Raw genomic sequence first — 17,275 nt, 5'->3', positions numbered from 1 at the left:
AACATGAGATGAAAGCGTCTCGATATGATCCACGCGGCGGTGATGGCCCCTGATGGCTATTGCGCTCGGCGCGGCGCGGATTATGACGGAGACAACGTCCAGTCGAATAAGGGAACCATGACCATGGCGACAACTGAGAACACCACCAACACCGACCATCATCCAGCCGATACAAAGGTCTCCCTGTATCGCGGCATGATGGATTTCGGTTTCGGTGTCGGCTTGCCCGTAGGCGGCGCGATCACCTTCATGATTGCCATGCTGTTGGCTGGCATGAACCCGATCATCGCGATTGTTCTGTCTGTCGTTGTCGGCGTTGCCCTGCGCATCTTCTCCAAGGCATTTTTCGTCCACGGCCACTAGACGAACCGCACGGATCGTCTATGACACCGGTGGACAGGTGGTGGAGTTGCTTTGGCAGCTTCGAATGATATGTCCCGTCCAGGTTGCTGCATGAGGTAGCGACAGATGGCATCCACAAGGGGGGAGCGATGAAGGTTGCGGTACTCAAGGCCGAGGCGGATACGCGGACGGCGGCGACGACGGATACCGTCAAGAAGCTGATAGCCCTTGGGGCAGAGGTCGCTGTTGAAACAGGCGCCGGGACCGCAGCAGGGATTTCTGACGCCCTTTATGAAGGGGCGGGGGCCATTGTCGGACCGGCAGAGACCGTGCTTGCCGGCGCCGATGTAGTGCTTGTGACGGACCCGCCAGGGCGTGAGCGCCTCGGGAAGGTCGCAGGCGGTGCCAAGCTGATCGGCATGCTCAATCCTTTTGATCACGAGCATACGCTGGCCGACTACGCCAACGCCAATATCGACGCCTTTGCGATGGAACTGTTGCCGCGCATCACGCGGGCCCAATCCATGGATGTGCTTTCCAGTCAGGCGAACCTTGCCGGCTACAAGGCGGTAATCGACGCTGCGGCTGCCTATGGGCGTGCATTCCCGATGATGATGACCGCCGCCGGTACGGTGGCGCCGGCCAAGGTCTTTGTCATGGGGGCAGGGGTCGCAGGGCTGCAGGCCGTTGCCACGGCCAAACGCCTGGGTGCCGTTGTCTCCGCCACCGATGTGCGCTTTGCGGCGAAGGAACAGGTGGAGAGCCTTGGCGGTAGCTTTGTGACCGTCGATGAAGAGGCGATGAAGGCCGGTGAGACCAAAGGCGGCTACGCCAAGGAAATGTCGGCGGATTTCCAGCAGCGCCAGGCGGCGCATGTGACTGAGCACCTCAAGAAAATGGATATCGTCATCACAACGGCGCTGATCCCGGGGCGTCCCGCACCAAAACTGCTGACCGAAGCAATGGTCGGCGGGATGAAGCCGGGCTCGGTCATTGTTGATCTGGCCGCCCCGCGCGGCGGCAATGTCGAAGGCGGGCAGCCGGGGGGGCGGTACCAGATGGGACCCGCCACGGTTCTTGCGCCATCAAACATTCTCGAAGGCCTGCCCGGTGAGGCCTCTAATCTCTATGCACGCAACCTTCTGAATTTCGTCACGCTGCTGACGGATAAGGAAGAGAAGAAGCTGGCGGTCGACTGGGACGATGAGATCGTCAAGGGCGTTTGCCTGACCCGCGACGGGCGCATCGTGCATGAGCGCTTTGCCACGCTGACCGTGCCCGCCACCCCTGAAATTGAAGACGCCGGAGAGGTCGACAATGCAGACTGAAACTGTCCAGGACCCAGCACAGGCCGCCGAACAGGCCCAGATCGCTGCTGAAGAACTGCGCGAAGCCGCAGAGCGCCTGAACGACGCCGCACAACAGGCAGAAATCGCGTCCAAGGACGTCAGTAGTCTGATCGACCCGCTGCAGGCATTGGCGCATTCCGGCGGCGCGTCGGACTGGGTCTATCTCATCGCGATTTTCGCGCTCGCCTGTTTTGTCGGCTATTACGTGGTCTGGTCGGTGACACCGGCCCTGCACACCCCGCTCATGTCCGTGACCAACGCCATCTCGTCCGTCGTGATCGTCGGCGCGTTGATCGCCGTCGGGGCGGAAGTTGCCAATAGCGCGGCAGGGACGTGGAGCTTTATCTTGGGCGTCGGTGCTGTTTTCCTCGCCAGTATCAATATCTTCGGCGGCTTTCTTGTCACCCAGCGCATGTTGGCCATGTACAAGAAGAAGGAGCGGTAGAGCGTCATGGGAAACAACCTCACCGCACTCCTGTATGTCGTCGCTGCGATACTGTTCATTTTGGCCCTCCGCGGGCTGAGCAGTCCGGCGACGTCCCGCACTGGCAACCGCTACGGCATGATCGGCATGGCGCTGGCCATCGGCGCGACCCTGTTTTCCGCCCGCTTCCTTGAGGGCGCAGGCTTTGGCAGCTGGTTCTGGGTCATTGCCGCGATCGGCGGCGGCGCTGTGATTGGCGGGATGATCGCGAAAAAGGTCGCCATGACTTCCATGCCTCAGCTTGTGGCCGCGTTCCACGCAGGGGTTGGTCTTGCGGCTGTCCTTATCGCCTGGTCCGCTTTCCTCAGCCCACGGGCATTTGAGATTGGCGCACCGGGGGAGATTGAGGCGAGGGCGATCATCGAAATCGCGCTCGGTGTCTTTATCGGTGCCGTGACGTTCTCGGGCTCCATCATCGCCTTTGCGAAGCTCGATGGCCGAATGTCGGGCAAGCCGATCATGCTGCCCGCACGTCACCTGATCAATATCGTGCTGGCCGTGACATCGGTCATCCTGATCTGGCTGCTGGTCGCCGGGCAACAATCTGTGGCGCTGATGCTGCTGCTGACGATTATCGCCTTCGGGCTGGGCTTCCTCCTGATCATTCCGATCGGTGGGGCGGATATGCCGGTCGTCGTCTCCATGTTGAACTCCTATTCCGGCTGGGCTGCGGCGGGTATCGGCTTCACGCTGGAGAACATGGCGCTGATCGTCACCGGCGCGCTTGTCGGCTCCTCCGGCGCGATCCTCAGCTACATCATGTGCAAGGCGATGAACCGGTCCTTCATCTCGGTGATTCTTGGCGGCTTCGGTGCCGATGATGCTGCCGCCGGTCCTGGCGGTGATGTCGAGGAGCGGCCCGTGAAGCAGGGCTCTGCCGATGATGCGGCCTTCGTGATGAAAAACGCGGGCAAGGTCATTATCGTCCCTGGCTACGGCATGGCCGTGGCCCAGGCCCAGCACTCCCTGCGGGAAATGGGCGATATCCTGAAGGCCGAAGGCGTGGACGTAAAATACGCCATCCACCCTGTTGCCGGCCGGATGCCCGGGCACATGAACGTGCTGCTGGCCGAAGCCAATGTGCCGTATGATGAAGTATTCGAGCTTGAGGATATCAACTCGGAATTCTCAACGGCTGACGTCGCGTTCGTCATTGGCGCCAATGACGTGACCAACCCCGCGGCCAAGACGGACAAGTCCTCGCCCATCTATGGCATGCCAATCCTCGACGTCGAAAACGCCGGGACGGTTCTGTTCGTGAAACGGGGCATGTCGTCGGGATATGCCGGGGTGCAGAACGAGCTTTTCTTCCGCGACAACACCATGATGCTGTTCGGGGATGCGAAGAAAATGTGCGAGGACATCGTCAAGGCGATGGACTGATCCGCTGCCCGGGCCACATCCCGGGTAGCCCCGCCATTTGCATTGGTCCGCAAACCCGGTAACCGGTGCGGACACACAACGTTCAGGAGAATGTCATGCCCCGCCTTTGTCTCACACGTCACGGTCAGAGTGAATGGAACCTTCAGAACCGCTTCACCGGCTGGGTCGATGTCGACCTCACCCCGACGGGTGAAGAGGAGGCGATCCGCGGCGGTAAGCTGCTGAAGGAAGCCGGCTTCAAACCGGCCTATGCCTTCACCTCCGTTCAGACACGGGCCATCCGCACACTGAACTACGCACTCGAAGGTATGGGGATGCTTTGGCTACCGGTCACCAAGGACTGGCGCCTGAACGAGCGTCACTATGGCGGCCTGACGGGCCTCGACAAGGCGGAGACAGCGGAGAAACATGGCGACGAGCAGGTCCATATCTGGCGCCGCAGCTACGACGTGCCGCCACCGCCAATTGAGGACGCGGCGAAATATCCGTCACTTGTCGACGAACGGTACAAGGGGATCGAAACACCCGCCACTGAATCCCTGAAAACGACGCTCGATCGCGTGGCCCCATATTGGGAAAGCGATATCGCGCCAAAGCTGAAGCATGGGGATGTGATCATCTCAGCCCACGGCAATTCGCTGCGGGCCCTGGTCAAGCTGCTGTTCAATGTGGCGGATGACGAGATCACGCAGGTCGAGATTCCCACCGGCAATCCGCTGATGATCGAACTCGATGACAATCTGAAGGTGGTCAGCGCGCATTATCTCGATGAAAAGCGCGCCTCGCCGCTGCCTGAGATCAAGTAAGGCAGGATCAATAACAGCCGAAGGTTTTATAGGTCCAGCCGTTCGACACCATGTTCGGCTGGGCCGCATAGGCTGCTGCGTAGCTGTAGTTCTTGGCCCGGCACTGGGCCAGGGCGGCGCGCTCAATCTCTTTCTGATCGTAATTGTTCGGATCATATTGGACGGACACGACGTCCTTCGGCTCGCCGACGGTGGTTGTGCAGGCGCCAACGGCAACAAGGCTGCACAGTGCGCAGAAAAGCCCCAAGGCTTTGGTGACCTTCATCGAAACAGGTCGTGTAGTCATGGGCTCACCCCTCCTCAAAGGTCATCTGACCCTCTCATCGGCCCATAGTCTCTTTTTCCAGACCTGCTGACAAGGGCGCAGCCATGGCAGAATCGCCGACTGCAAAACAAAAACGCCCGGGAGGGAGGGCCCGGGCGTCTCATCAATGCGAATGGATCAACGCGGTCAGGCGGCGTTGGTCGTCTTCACGATCTGTGGCTTCTGCACCGCGCTCGAAATCTCGATCTTGCGCGGTTTCTTGGCTTCAGGGATCTCGCGCTCAAGCGAGATGGTCAAAAGCCCATTCTGCAGGCGCGCGCCGAGGACGTTCACATGATCGGCCAGGCGGAACCGGCGATCAAAATCGCGGCCGGCTATGCCCTGATGCAGGAATTCCCGCTGCTCGTCGTATTCCTGACGGCGGCTGCCGGTCACGCGCAGGTCGCGGTCGATGATTTCGATCTCGATATCATCTTCGCCAAAACCCGCCACGGCGAGGGTAATCTGGTAATGGTTCTCATCGCTCCGCTCAATATTATAGGGCGGATAACCGCCTGTCTCGAGCTTGGTCGCGTTATCGGTCAACTCGTTGAAAAGCCGGTCAAAACCGACAGTGGACCGAAGGAAGGGCGTTAAATCGTAGGTTCTCATGTCATTCTCCATTGAGCAACAACGCTGGCCCGGCACGCCATCTCCCCCGCGGGGCAAGATCGTCAAAACCGGACACCGATGCAGAACTGCCATCGGCTAGAAAAAGATGGGGACGCTTTTTTTGCTGTTCAACCCCTCTATCTTGTGTGGGAGGATCAAAAAAACGCCCCTACAACATCCTGTATGACCATAACGACCGGAGAGACGTCATGAACGATCAGTTGAGAATCGCCCTTTGTGGTGCCCTTGCCGTCGGCATCATGGGCTGCGGCCCGGCCGATGAGCCTTCCGAACCGACGACGCCCGAACTGACCGATGGCACTGAGACCGGCGCCATTGACGACAGTGCCATGTCCACAGGGGATGAGGTGGTCGAGCCGGTTTCGCTCTCGACCGTCATCGGCGATGCGCGCCGTGGTGATGCCGCAGCGCGCGACATGTACCGGCACCCGGTTGAAACGCTTGAATTCTTCGGGATTGAGCCGGACATGACGGTTGTCGAGGCATGGCCCGGTGGCGGCTGGTATTCAGACATCCTTGCGCCTTATCTCGCGGCCGGTGGCGGCACGCTGTATGCGGCGCATTTTGATCCGGCCACAGCCGCCGGGTACCAGTCCCGGGCGCTTGAAAACTTCCGCACCAAATATCTCGAAAACCCCGAAGAGTATGGCGATGTGCGCATGACCGTTCTGGGCGGCAGCGAGCCGATCGCGCCGGCGGGCTCGGCCGACATGGTACTGACCTTCCGTAACGTCCATAACTGGGTCATGGGCGGCACCGCAGAGACCATTTTTGCGCAGTTCTATGACGCGCTGGAGCCGGGCGGCGTGCTCGGCGTCGTCGATCACCGTCTGCCCGAAGAGGCGTCAGCGGAAATGGAAAAATCGTCCGGCTACGTGAAGGAATCGACCGTCAAGGCGCTGGCCGAAGCCGCCGGTTTTGAGTTCGTCGAGGCCTCCGAGGTCAACGCGAACGCTGCTGATACGGCTGATCACCCCTATGGGGTCTGGACGCTGCCTCCATCAAACCGTCGCCCGCGTGACGGCGAGGAGGCGCCGGAAGGCTTTGACCCTGCAACCTTTGAAGCGATTGGCGAGAGTGATCGGATGACACTGAAATTCCGCAAGCCGATCATGGCTGATGGCGCATTGCTGGAATAGCGAGTTGGAAGAGAACGAACTTCTTGAGGCCGGTCGGCGACTTTTCACAAAGTCGTTCGACGGCGTCATTCGCATCGAACTCCTGGATGATGGCGGCGCGTGCTGGGTCGATGGACGCCAGTCACCGCCGACCGTTTCCATCCAGTCGCCGAATGGTGTCGGTCACCGGTTCTGTCTGTGGCAGATCGATGCTGACGATGTGGGACTCGTTCTGACACCGGATAAGGGCCGTTTCCAGAACAGCTATGTGGCCGGACGGGTCCGGATTAGTGGTGACATGGCGATTATGGCGCGATTGGAGCTGAACTCTTGAGCGACGTGCCGCTGATCCGCATTTCGGAAAACCCCATACCGGAAAGTCTGCAAACCCACTGGGTCACTGCGACGGACGGCGCGCGCCTTCGTTGCGCGACCTATCCGTGCGATGACGCGCGGGGCACGGTCATCGTGCATCCGGGCTGGGCAGAATATCTCGAAAAATATGTTGAGGTGGCTGAAGACCTGCACGTCCGCGGGTTCAACGTCCTGCTGATTGATCCGCGAGGGCAGGGCTATTCCCAGCGGTTTGCGGCTGAAGACCGCCGTGGCCTGATTGACGATTTTCACAAATTCGTCCGGGATATGACGGTTTTCTTTGAGTTTACGAAAAGCCGGTTTGACGGGCCCTATGTTGTCCTCGCTCACTCTATGGGCGGGCTGGTCGCGCTTGAATGGCTGCGCGCAGGCCTGGGGCGGGAGGTCAAAGCGACGGCGCTGTCTGCACCGATGACACGGCTCTTCTCGAACCCTGCCAAACGCGCGGCGGTACGGACGATTGTCCGCTGCGGCATGATGCTGGGGGCAGGGACCCGGCCGATGATCGGGGCCCCCAATCATTCCATGAGTTTTGAATCCAACAATCTGACTCACGATCGCGCTCGCCATGCGCGGTTCAAGACCCTGCAGCTGGCGGCGCCTGAGTCCCAGGCGGGGGCACCAAAATTCGCCTGGCTTGATTCCGGTCAGGTCGTCATGACACGGATCAATCGCAAGGGCGGGCTCGATCCGCTTGAGCAAAAGGTGCTGCTGGTCTCAGCCGAAAAGGATCAGGTCGTCGACCCGACGAACCATGCCCGGCTAGCGGGCCTCTATCCGCAGATTGAGTATCATCAGATCAAGGGCGCGCGTCACGAACTCCTTATGGAGACCGATGACATCCGGAATCAGTTCTGGGCCTATTTTGATGACTATGTGGACCGTCAATTGTCAGACGTAGACAGTGTAAAACCGCCTGGCGCTTCATCCACTTTCCCATCCAGTACGAGATCCAGCAATATGTCAGCGATATAGGCTGGCGGTATATCTGTTTCTCTGATCAGAACGTCGCGGGTTACGGGCGTATAACCCAGCAGCTCCACGATCTGCCGACGCCAGATGCGACGATCCGACGGTGCCGCATCGGGCAGGGGGGCGGCGGTATAATGGGTCCGGTCCGGCTCCCGAATCCCTGGAAGCGTCTGTAGCCCTTCGAGCACATCGTCCGTGTGCCGTGTCAGGATCGCGCCGTTGCGGATCAGGCGGTTTGTCCCCTCGCATCTCGGGTCGAGCGGTGAGCCTGGAATGGCGAAAACTTCGCGGCCCTGTTCCAGTGCCAGCCGGGCGGTGATCAGCGTGCCCGACCGGTCCGCTGCTTCTACGACAATGACCCCCTTGCTCAGCCCCGACACGATCCGGTTGCGTTTGGGAAAGTCGCGGGCGCGGGCGACCATGCCGAAGGGGACTTCCGAGACGATGGCGCCGTGGTCGATAATTTCCGTGTAAAGATCGCGATGTTCAGGCGGATAGATCTGATCCACGCCGCCCGCGAGGACAGCGACAGTTCCGGTCTGTAGCGCTGCATGGTGGGCCGCACCGTCAATACCGCGCGCAAGGCCTGAGTTGATGACGTAGCCGGCTTCACCCAATTCCCGCGCGAGGGTCGAGGCCATGCGCCGACCGACCGCTGATGCATTGCGCGCGCCAACAATACCCACCCCATCGCGCGACAGATGTGCCACCTCACCCAGCACCGTGATGACCGGCGGCGGATCAGGAATGGCGGCGAGGGGGCGAGGGTAGTCCGGGTCCGTTGCGATGAGAATTGACGCTCCCGCCTTGGCGACAGCCTCTGCCTCCCGCTCAGCCAGTCCCTCCGGCGCCATCGTAATCGGGCGCCTTTGACCGGATTTTGCAAGGGCCGGTAATTCGGAGAGCGCCGCTTCAGCCGAGCCAAACCGTTCAAGCAGCGCAAAAAAGGTGAGAGGTCCAACGCCGTCAGACCGGATCAGGCGCAGCCATGACAGCCGTTCCTGATCGTCGATGCTTTTCGTTGTAATGGCGCCTCTCCCCCCGGTCGGCGTGTCAGAGGGCGGCGCTGCCAGTCTCGCCGGTCCGGATGCGAACGGCGCGTTCGACCGGGCTGACGAAGATCTTGCCGTCGCCGATCCGGCCCGAATGGGCCGCCTCGGTAATGACGCGCAGGACGTCGTCTACAATCTCGTCCTCGACCACAATTTCCAGCTTCAGCTTGGGCAGGAAGTCCACGACATATTCGGCACCCCGATAAAGCTCGGTGTGACCCTTTTGCCGTCCAAAGCCCCGCGCCTCTGAAACCGTCATACCTTTCAGGCCCAATGATTGAAGAGCTTCCTTCACATCATCGAGTTTGAATGGTTTTATGAGCGCTTCGACCTTCTTCATCGCCTGCATCTCCAGTGAAACAGGCGTGATCGTAGGCACGTCCGACGCAAGAGGCAATGAGTTTGCGACAACATCTCGGCAAAACCCACGCTAGCGATCACGGTATCGTCACACCCGATCGCATGGCTCAGATTGACGCGCGAACCATTGCTGCGGGGACCAGCGGACAGGTCCTGATGGAGCGCGCTGGCCGGGCGGTTGTTCGGGTGGTGCGCGGCAAATGGGCACGGCGCAGTGTCGCGGTGCTGACCGGGCCTGGCAAAAATGGCGGGGATGGGTGGGGCATCGCGCGGCTGCTTTCCGCCGCCGGCTGGCCGGTCAATGTGTATTCAGACTGGGGCGTTGATGATCTCAAGGGTGATGCCCTGGAGGCGGCCCGGCTGGCAAAAATACGCCCGCGTCCGCTGACAGCCTTTGCGGGCAATGAGGCGCTGGTGGTCGATGCATTGTTCGGTGCGGGGTTAACGCGACCCTTGTCCGGCGCGGCGCAGGCGGCGCTGGCCGAGGCGCGCTGGGCGCAGGATGTCCTGGCCGTCGATTTGCCATCCGGAGTCGAGGGGCGGTCCGGCGAATGTCTGGGTGAGCCGTGTCCGGCTACCGTGACCGTGACTTTTCATCGGCCCAAGCCGGGGCACTTTCTTGGCGCTGGTCGGCACCTGACCGGCGCACTGCATGTCGCTGATATCGGGCTGATCGTGGCAAATGACGACGCGATCGCGCTCCACAATCATCCTGACCTGTGGCGGGAGCAGTTACCGCTGCCACCGACCGCTGCCCACAAATACGCCCGGGGCGGTGTGATGGTCGTGGGGGGACCACGGCATCAGACCGGTGCGGCCCGACTGTCCGCAGAGGCAGCAGCGCGTGCAGGCGCCGGGGCGGTCTTCGTCATCACGCAGGCCGCTGCAGCGGATATTTACGCCGCGCATCTGACCTCGATCATGACCGTGGTTGAGAAGGACCCCGCCACAATTGAAGCCTTTGCCCGCGCCAAGAAGGTGGCGGCCACCGTGATCGGACCGGGAATCGGCGTAGGAGACGATGCCGAAGGCCTTCTCAGGTCCGTCATGTCCGCAGGTCAGCCGGGGGTCTATGACGCCGACGCGCTGACCATGATCGGGCAGGCGGGCCGGGAGATGATGGCTTTACTGCCAGAAGAAGCGGTCCTGACGCCCCATGAGGGAGAGTTTGCGACCCTCTTCCCGGACGTGAGCGGCAACGCCATGGACCGCTGTGTGGCTGCGGCGGCGCAGTGTGGGCGGACGGTCCTTCTCAAGGGGGCGACGACGATCATCGCCACGCCTGGTGAAACACCCATCATGAACACCCATGCCAGCCCCTATCTTGCCACCGCCGGGGCAGGGGATGTGCTCAGCGGACTGATCGCCGGTCTGTTGGCGCAGGGGATGTCTGCGCATCTTGCGGCCGCAGCGGGGGCATGGCTGCATGGCGATGCAGCGCAGCGGCTCGGCCCCGGAATGACAGCGGACGATCTGCCGAAGCGACTGCCGCTCGCCCTGCAAGCATTGGAAAAAGAGTCAGAAGGGAATTGAATTTGACAACTGCCTCGTCTATCTCGCGCCGCTCTACCGGCGTGCGGATGTGGCGGAACTGGTAGACGCACTGGATTTAGGTTCCAGCGCCGCAAGGCGTGGGGGTTCGACTCCCTTCATCCGCACCATTTCTGTTGGCCTGCCGCTTCGCTGCTTGAGGCCGAAACTTCACTGTTGGATCTGTGAAGCAGATCGTTCGGTCTTGCGTCGCGATGGGACGGTCAGTGTGCCAGATCGCCGCTGGACGGTTCAGACCGCAAAGAACGGCGCCCACATTCGTGAGCGCCGATGGCGTCAGGTCTTGCGACGACGAATGCGTGTGGCCGATCCGGCAATGAGGGCTGTGCCGAAGAGGACAGCCGCTGCAGGGATTGGCACTTCAGAGGTGATAAAGGCCGGTCCACCGAGAGCGGTGGAGGACAGCTGCAGAGCGGCGCCGCCCCCATCAAACGGCGACAGGGCTGCGAGACCTGAAAGCACATAGGTCCCAGGGCTCAACGCAATCTCGGCGGAACTCCACAGCATACTGCCGAATGCGAAATCGAAATCATCGTCTATTTCGTCCTCAAAGCCCAAGGGCACTGACGTCAGCCCGATCGAATCACCGTTGAGGAAAATTTCAAACTGGTCGCCGGCCAGATAGGCATCTGTCACCGCCAGATAGGCGGTCTCTGTCAACGTAAATTCGAATGTGGTTGAGAAGCTCGACCCTTCTCCCTCAAAAGCGAAATATTGCCAGTCACTGTCGAGCGTGAGCGGTATGGCGTACGACGACGCGGTGAGTAGCGCGAGTGATGCGGTGGCGCCCGCCAACATGGATTTCAGCATAATCAAATTCCCCTTGAAATGTTGCACCGCAAGAAGAATTGAAAGGTTAATGCGACAGGTCAATGCAATTGATTGAGCTTTTTGCCTTTGTAGCTGACAATTAGACGAAGGTGCCAATATTGGACAGGCCAGAGTTGTGCGCGGCTCTTGGGTTTCCTGTGTAACGAGCGTTGCGACGCTGCTGGGCGCTGCTAGACGAAGGTCGAGTGAAGCGCCACGGCCGGAAAGATTCTCCATGTCGAACACCTCCCACCTTTTTGTCTTCTATGTCGGCGGCATGATCAAAGGCTGCCATGTCGAACTGCACGACATGCGGTTTGCCATCGGCGCGTCAGCTGAGGATTGCTGGGACGATCTGCGTGCCCAGTGGTGGGGAGAGCCGAAGAGCCTTCATCTCGACGCCTGGGGACCGCTGCTTCATGCCGATGGCCATGACGTGACCGTGTCCGATCAGCCGGCGGTGAATGACGACCGGCTATGGTTCGTCAATCTGGGTGGCTACGACCCTGCGCAATTCACAGAGCTTCACCGGAATGTCTTTGTGGTCGCTTCGGACGCGCAGGCGGCCAAGAAGAAGGCGATGGAAGAGATCAGGGGATGGGCCTCACCGCACAAAGACAATGTGCTCGATATCGATGCGGTGGTGGACGTGGCTGCGACACTCTTCAATGGTGAGCAGCATCTTCACCTGTCGCCGGGCCCGCCCAAACCATTTCGCTTTAAGACCCAATATGTGCCGATCGGCCGGATGGCGGACAAAGCCTCGCGAGGGTGAACAATTCTCCGCAAATCGACTGAAATCCACGGTTCCCCCTTGACAGGTAGGGGGGTGTTCAGGCGATTTGCGCGCTCGCGCGCCCGCCCCTAAGGGCCACCCAATGGATAAACAGAATCGAAGACCGCGAATGTCTCGCGGCCGCCCGGAAGAACAGCATGCAAGTTACTGAAAAATCGGCCGAAGGTCTCAGCCGCGAGTTTCACGTGGTGATTCCTCAATCCCACCTGACCTCCAGACTCGAGTCGAAGCTGGAAGAAGTCAAAGGCCAAGTTCAGCTTAAAGGCTTCCGCAAGGGCAAGGCGCCCATCTCATTCCTCAAGAAAATGTACGGCAAAGGCATGATGGCCGAGCTGATCCAGGAAGAGATGGCAGCCGCCCAGGAAAAAGCCCTCAAGGACAATAATCTGACACCGGCCATGCCTCCGCATCCGCATCTCGAAGACGCTCACGTCGAAGAGGTTCTGGCGGGCAAGACCGACCTTGAATACGACATGCACGTCGAAGTGCTGCCCGAGATCGCTGAAGTCGATCTCGCGGCCATGTCGTTTGAACGCCCGGTTATCGAGGTCGAAGACTCAGAAGTCGACGAAGAGCTCGAAAAGCTGGCCAAGGAACAGACCGCCTATGCGGATCGTGACGAGGGCGCTGCTGCTCAGGACGGCGATCAGGTGACGATCGACTTCCTCGGCAAGCTCGACGGCGAAGCCTTTGATGGCGGCGCCGGCGAAGACGTGCCGCTCGTCCTTGGATCAGGTCAGTTCATTCCCGGCTTTGAAGAAGGCCTGGTGGGCGTGAAGGTTGGCGACGAAAAGACGCTCGATATCACGTTCCCTGAAGAATACGGTGCCGAGCATCTGGCCGGCAAGGCTGCGACCTTTGACGTCACCGTCAAGGCCGTCAAAGCCCCTGAAGAGCGCAAGATCGACGACGAGCTGGCCAAGGCCCTCGGCATGGACGATCTTGAAATGCTGCGCGGCCGGATCAAGGAAATGCTTCAGGGTCGCTATGCGAGCCAGTCGCGTCTCCACGTCAAACGCAAGATCCTCGACGCGCTGGACGAGAACCAGTCGTTCGATCTGCCGCCGGGCATGGTCAATGCCGAATTCGACGCCATCTGGCGCCAGGTTGAAGGCGCTGAGCGTGACGAAGAGGATAAAGACAAGTCCGACGATGAACTGAAGGAAGAGTACCGCAAGATTGCTGAGCGCCGCGTGCGCCTCGGTCTGGTTCTCGCCGAAATCGGCAAGAGGGCTGAAGTCACCGTACCGCAGAAGGACGTTGAGCGCGCCATGCAGATGCAGGCGATGCAAGCGGGCGTGCCGATCCAGCAGGTCATGGAATATTTCCGCCAGCAACCGGGTGCCTATGCCCAGCTGCGCGCGCCATTGTTCGAAGACAAGGTCATCGACCACATCATCGAAACGGCCACTGTCACCGACACGACCGTGTCGAAAGACGAGCTGATGAAAGACCCAGGCGAGTAAGACCTGCCGACACTGACTTCCGGAAAACGGCGTCCCTGACGGGACGCCGTTTTTCGTTTAAGGCCGTGACACGCAACTGAAGGTTCATCAGATGACGGAAAATGTGGGTCAGCAATTGACGCAGATCGGGCAGGGGCGTCTGCCCGGTCACATGGGCATTGTCTTTACCGATGCCGGCGATGGATGGATTGAGGCCGAGATGCCCGTCCGTCCTGAAATCATGACGGCGCACGGCTATTTGCATGCCGCCAGTGTCATCGCTCTCGCCGATACCGCCTGCGGGTTTGGCTGCATGCGGTCGCTGCCGGAAGGTGCGCAGAGCTTCACGACAATCGAGCTGAAATCCAATTATCTGGGGACGGCCCGCGACGGCGTGGTGCAGACTCGGGCCGAGCTTCAGCATGGGGGCCGCATGACACAGGTCTGGGATGCTGTGGTCACGCATCAGGAGACGGGCAAGAAAATGGCCCTGTTCCGGTGCACCCAAATGATTCTCTATCCCCGCGGATGATACGTTGGCGCGCCTTGTTCTTGACCCTATGGGCCGCCGGGCCTAGTCCGACCGACAACGTCAAATACCCGCAATAGGTGAGAAACCATATGACCAGTTCCTTCGATGTTGTCGTAATCGGCGGCGGACCCGGCGGCTACAATGCGGCGATCCGCGCGTCACAACTGGGCCTGTCTGTGGCCTGCGTTGAAAAACGCGACACGATGAAACTGGGTGGCACCTGCCTGAATGTGGGCTGTATCCCTTCGAAGGCGCTGCTGCACGCTTCAGAAGCCTACCACCACGCTCAGACATCCTTTGCTGCCCTGGGCGTGAAAATAAAGGGGCTTGAGGTCGATCTCAAGCAGATGCTGAAACAGAAAGACGATGCGGTCGAAGGCCTGACCGGCGGCATTGATTACCTGTTCAAGAAAAACAAGATCACCTCCTATTTTGGATGGGGTTCAATTCCTGAAAAGGGCAAGGTTGCTGTCGCAAAAGATGATGGCAGCACCGAAACCATCAGCGCAAAGAACATTATCATCGCCACGGGCTCTGAGCCGATGGCGCTGCCTGGCATCGAATTTGACGAGAAGGTCATCATCTCCTCGACTGGCGCGCTAGATCTCAAAAAGATCCCTGAGCATCTGGTGGTTGTGGGCGGCGGTGTGATCGGGTTGGAGCTCGGCTCGGTCTGGCGTCGGCTCGGCGCGAAAGTCACCGTTGTGGAGTTCCTTGACCGCATCACACCCGGCATGGATGCCGATGTGGCCAAGCAGTTCATGCGCATACTGAAAAAGCAGGGCATGGACTTCATGCTGGGCACCAAAGTCACCGGTATCGACAGCAAGGGTGGCAAGGCCACGATCACTGTCGAGCCCTCAGCGGGCGGCGATGCGAAGACCCTGCAGGCCGACGCCGTCTTGATCGCTATTGGCCGCCGTCCGTTTACGGACAAGGTCGGACTCGATGGCCTGGGCATCAAGGTAGACAAACGCGGCTTTATTGAAGTCGACAAGCATTTCCGGACCGGCGTGGAAGGCATCTACGCCATTGGCGACTGCATTCCCGGCCCCATGCTGGCGCACAAGGCTGAGGAAGAGGCTGTCGCGGTGGCGGAGATCATCGCTGGCAAGCCAGGCCATGTGAACTACAACACCATTCCCGGCGTGGTTTACACCGACCCTGAAGTCGCCACCGTCGGTCAGACCGAAGAGCAGCTCAAAGAGGCGGGCATCGCCTATAAGGTTGGCAAATTCCCGTTCGGTGCCAACAGCCGGGCCAAGACTAATCATCAGACGGATGGCTTCGTGAAAGTGCTGGCGGATGCCAAGACGGATCGCGTCCTCGGCGTCCACATGATCGGCGTCGCTGTCGGCGAACTGATCGCTGAGGCCGGCCTCGTGATGGAATTCGGCGGTGCCTCAGAGGATATCGCCCGGACCTGTCACGCCCACCCGACGCGGTCGGAAGCCCTGCGCCAGGCGGCCATGGGCGTTGAAGGCTGGACGATGCAGGCCTGACCGGCCCGCCCACCATTTCTGGAACAGTTGCGGCGGCCTGACGTTTTTGTCGCATGCCCCCGCAACAGGAAACCACAGCGCCACTGGAAGACATTCTGGACGAGGCGGTTCATGCCAGCGACGGCGACAAGACGTCGATCGGCGATCTGCTTGATTCGTTCGGTAGCCGGTCGATAGGGCCCATTCTCGTGCTGATCGGGCTGATGGTCATGATCCCGCCGATCGGGGCCGTGCCTGGGGTGCCTGCCGTCCTTGGCGTGGTGGTTGTCCTCTTCACGCTGCAGTTCGTCTTTGGCCGCGACCATATCTGGCTGCCCCAGCGCGTGGAAAAAGTCTCGATCAAGACGGAGCGGCTGCGAAAGGCCCAAGACAAGGCGCAGCCAGTGCTGGCTAGGCTGGATCATCTTTTCACCAGTCGACTGGGGCAATTCACCGGCCCCGTATCTGAGCGAGCGGCGGCCATCGTGGCGACTTTGCTGGGTCTCTTCATGATCCCACTGGAACTCATCCCGGCAGCGGTGTCGGCCCCCGGTCTTGGTCTTCTGTTTTTCGGGATCGGCCTGATGGCCAAAGACGGGCTGATGATGCTGTTGGGCTATGTCTTCAGCATCGGCACATTAGGCCTCGCCCTCTATCTGCTGACGTAATTTGGGCTCAGCGTCTGGGCCATCAACTGTTCCGGCTGACGGTGCAGGCGGCCAGCGATCGACAGCGTGACTTCATCATCCACCATACGCTGCATGCTGTTCATGCCGTAGTCCGAGCGGCGGACGGCAATTTCGCCGCGAAAGCCGACGGCCTCCTGAGGGCAGTTGGCAATACCGTCGCAGGTAAAGCGGATATCGAATGTTTCCGGTACGGAGACGTTTCGAATTGTCATCTGACCAGTCACGAGACCTTTCCCGGTCTCGTCCCAATTCTCCAGTCGACCGGTGAACTGCGCTGTCGGATGATTGTCCACGTCGAACCAGGCCGCGCTTTTGACCATCGATTCCAGCATGGGATTGGGGAGCGTAACGGAACGCATGTCCACATTGGCGACAAGCATCACCTCCTGCGGTGACTGACCGGAAATGGTCACATTGCCATCGAACAGGTCAAAGGCCCCCGCGACCGACGACATTCCCACCGGTTTGACGGCGAATGCGATGTCGGTTTCCTCCGGCCCCAGACTGTACTGGGCCGCACGCAGCTGATCGACGATGAGGGCTTGTGTGGCGGACGCACTGTCACCAGCAGCGGGCGGTGTTTCAACACCCTGGTGCATCGCGCAACCTGCGCCCAGCGCGAGAAGCGGAACAAGCCCGATCAGCGTTGTCATCAAGCGTTTCATGCTGTCATCGTCTCCCTGATCTGCCCCTCTGACGACACGCCATCACCGGCCCAACGCGCGTGTTGCCTTGCGTTGGACGAAAGTCTATGGCCGCGATCCGCCGTTTGCCAGTTGGCCCGGCAGATACC

At 60.2% G+C, this 17,275-nt stretch carries 20 protein-coding genes and 1 tRNA gene; 15 read left to right on the top strand and 6 right to left on the bottom strand.

Features of this window, described 5'->3' with window-relative positions; translation table 11 throughout:
- The first annotated feature begins 24 nt into the window (after positions 1-24).
- The 5 genes from RUI03_RS09155 (at position 25) to gpmA (ending at position 4,364) form a co-directional block, all read left to right on the top strand.
- Complete coding sequence (locus RUI03_RS09155; protein ID WP_317287154.1) at positions 25-363, top strand: hypothetical protein; 339 nt, start codon at positions 25-27, stop codon at positions 361-363.
- Positions 364-491: 128 nt separating this feature from the next.
- The gene (locus RUI03_RS09150) at positions 492-1,670 is read left to right on the top strand and encodes a Re/Si-specific NAD(P)(+) transhydrogenase subunit alpha (RefSeq protein ID WP_317287153.1); all 1,179 of its coding nucleotides are present in this window, start codon (positions 492-494) and stop codon (positions 1,668-1,670) included.
- Entirely contained in the window at positions 1,660-2,136 is a 477-nt protein-coding gene (locus RUI03_RS09145; RefSeq protein ID WP_317287152.1) for an NAD(P) transhydrogenase subunit alpha, read from the top strand. Before RUI03_RS09150 ends, RUI03_RS09145 begins: the two co-directional genes overlap by 11 nt.
- Positions 2,137-2,142: 6 nt before the next feature.
- Positions 2,143-3,558, top strand: a complete 1,416-nt coding sequence (locus RUI03_RS09140; protein ID WP_317287151.1) for an NAD(P)(+) transhydrogenase (Re/Si-specific) subunit beta — start codon at positions 2,143-2,145, stop codon at positions 3,556-3,558.
- A 95-nt stretch (positions 3,559-3,653) separates the two neighbouring features.
- Positions 3,654-4,364 (top strand): 2,3-diphosphoglycerate-dependent phosphoglycerate mutase, encoded by a 711-nt coding sequence (gene gpmA / locus RUI03_RS09135; protein ID WP_317287150.1) that lies wholly within the window; start codon positions 3,654-3,656, stop codon positions 4,362-4,364.
- Between the two features lie 7 nt (positions 4,365-4,371).
- On the opposite strand, the gene RUI03_RS09130 is transcribed toward gpmA, so the two are convergent.
- A complete protein-coding gene (locus tag RUI03_RS09130) occupies positions 4,372-4,650 on the bottom strand; it encodes a hypothetical protein (RefSeq protein WP_317287149.1) in 279 nt (92 codons plus the stop codon).
- 165 nt (positions 4,651-4,815) lie between these two features.
- A complete protein-coding gene (locus RUI03_RS09125; protein ID WP_317287148.1) occupies positions 4,816-5,280 on the bottom strand; it encodes an Hsp20 family protein in 465 nt (154 codons plus the stop codon).
- A 209-nt stretch (positions 5,281-5,489) separates the two neighbouring features.
- Between RUI03_RS09125 and RUI03_RS09120 the strand changes: the two genes are divergently transcribed.
- The 3 genes from RUI03_RS09120 to RUI03_RS09110 are packed head-to-tail and all read left to right on the top strand — an operon-like array spanning position 5,490 to position 7,769.
- Positions 5,490-6,440 (top strand): hypothetical protein, encoded by a 951-nt coding sequence (locus RUI03_RS09120; protein WP_317287147.1) that lies wholly within the window; start codon positions 5,490-5,492, stop codon positions 6,438-6,440.
- A 4-nt stretch (positions 6,441-6,444) separates the two neighbouring features.
- Entirely contained in the window at positions 6,445-6,753 is a 309-nt protein-coding gene (locus RUI03_RS09115; RefSeq protein WP_317287146.1) for a hypothetical protein, read from the top strand.
- A 5-nt stretch (positions 6,754-6,758) separates the two neighbouring features.
- A complete protein-coding gene (locus RUI03_RS09110; RefSeq protein ID WP_317289646.1) occupies positions 6,759-7,769 on the top strand; it encodes an alpha/beta hydrolase in 1,011 nt (336 codons plus the stop codon).
- Here the strand turns inward: RUI03_RS09110 and dprA are convergent.
- Together dprA and RUI03_RS09100 are read right to left on the bottom strand one after the other, a co-directional pair.
- Positions 7,679-8,761 (bottom strand): DNA-processing protein DprA, encoded by a 1,083-nt coding sequence (dprA, locus tag RUI03_RS09105; RefSeq protein ID WP_410795938.1) that lies wholly within the window; start codon positions 8,759-8,761, stop codon positions 7,679-7,681. The two genes, RUI03_RS09110 and dprA, sit on opposite strands and share 91 nt — an antisense overlap.
- 58 nt (positions 8,762-8,819) lie before the next feature.
- The gene (locus tag RUI03_RS09100) at positions 8,820-9,158 is read right to left on the bottom strand and encodes a P-II family nitrogen regulator (RefSeq protein WP_317287144.1); all 339 of its coding nucleotides are present in this window, start codon (positions 9,156-9,158) and stop codon (positions 8,820-8,822) included.
- 56 nt (positions 9,159-9,214) lie between these two features.
- On the opposite strand from RUI03_RS09100, the gene RUI03_RS09095 reads away from it, so the two are divergent.
- Positions 9,215-10,711 (top strand): NAD(P)H-hydrate dehydratase, encoded by a 1,497-nt coding sequence (locus RUI03_RS09095; RefSeq protein ID WP_317287143.1) that lies wholly within the window; start codon positions 9,215-9,217, stop codon positions 10,709-10,711.
- Positions 10,712-10,754: 43 nt separating this feature from the next.
- Positions 10,755-10,839, top strand: a tRNA-Leu gene (locus RUI03_RS09090).
- 166 nt (positions 10,840-11,005) lie between these two features.
- On the opposite strand, the gene RUI03_RS09085 is transcribed toward RUI03_RS09090, so the two are convergent.
- Positions 11,006-11,539, bottom strand: a complete 534-nt coding sequence (locus RUI03_RS09085; RefSeq protein ID WP_317287142.1) for a hypothetical protein — start codon at positions 11,537-11,539, stop codon at positions 11,006-11,008.
- Between the two features lie 235 nt (positions 11,540-11,774).
- Between RUI03_RS09085 and RUI03_RS09080 the strand changes: the two genes are divergently transcribed.
- The 5 genes from RUI03_RS09080 to RUI03_RS09060 all read left to right on the top strand — a co-directional run bounded on the left by RUI03_RS09080 (position 11,775) and on the right by RUI03_RS09060 (position 16,461).
- Positions 11,775-12,314 carry a DUF1543 domain-containing protein gene (locus tag RUI03_RS09080; RefSeq protein WP_317287141.1) on the top strand — a complete coding sequence of 180 codons (540 nt, stop codon included), beginning with the start codon at positions 11,775-11,777 and terminating at the stop codon, positions 12,312-12,314.
- Positions 12,315-12,472: 158 nt separating this feature from the next.
- On the top strand, positions 12,473-13,801 hold the full coding sequence (gene tig / locus RUI03_RS09075) for a trigger factor (protein WP_317287140.1): 1,329 nt from the start codon (positions 12,473-12,475) through the stop codon (positions 13,799-13,801).
- Between the two features lie 91 nt (positions 13,802-13,892).
- On the top strand, positions 13,893-14,312 hold the full coding sequence (locus tag RUI03_RS09070) for a PaaI family thioesterase (protein WP_317287139.1): 420 nt from the start codon (positions 13,893-13,895) through the stop codon (positions 14,310-14,312).
- 89 nt (positions 14,313-14,401) lie between these two features.
- Positions 14,402-15,814 (top strand): dihydrolipoyl dehydrogenase, encoded by a 1,413-nt coding sequence (gene lpdA / locus RUI03_RS09065; RefSeq protein ID WP_317287138.1) that lies wholly within the window; start codon positions 14,402-14,404, stop codon positions 15,812-15,814.
- Positions 15,815-15,867: 53 nt separating this feature from the next.
- Entirely contained in the window at positions 15,868-16,461 is a 594-nt protein-coding gene (locus RUI03_RS09060; protein ID WP_317287137.1) for an exopolysaccharide biosynthesis protein, read from the top strand.
- On the opposite strand, the gene RUI03_RS09055 is transcribed toward RUI03_RS09060, so the two are convergent.
- Positions 16,446-17,147 carry a YceI family protein gene (locus RUI03_RS09055; protein ID WP_317287136.1) on the bottom strand — a complete coding sequence of 234 codons (702 nt, stop codon included), beginning with the start codon at positions 17,145-17,147 and terminating at the stop codon, positions 16,446-16,448. The genes RUI03_RS09060 and RUI03_RS09055 overlap by 16 nt on opposite strands.
- Positions 17,148-17,275: the final 128 nt, after the last annotated feature.

Source organism: Parvularcula sp. LCG005, from assembly GCF_032930845.1.
Lineage (GTDB): Bacteria > Pseudomonadota > Alphaproteobacteria > Caulobacterales > Parvularculaceae > Parvularcula.
The sequence above is the reverse complement of the archived record's forward strand: the minus strand, read 5'-3'. Positions and strand labels throughout refer to the sequence as shown.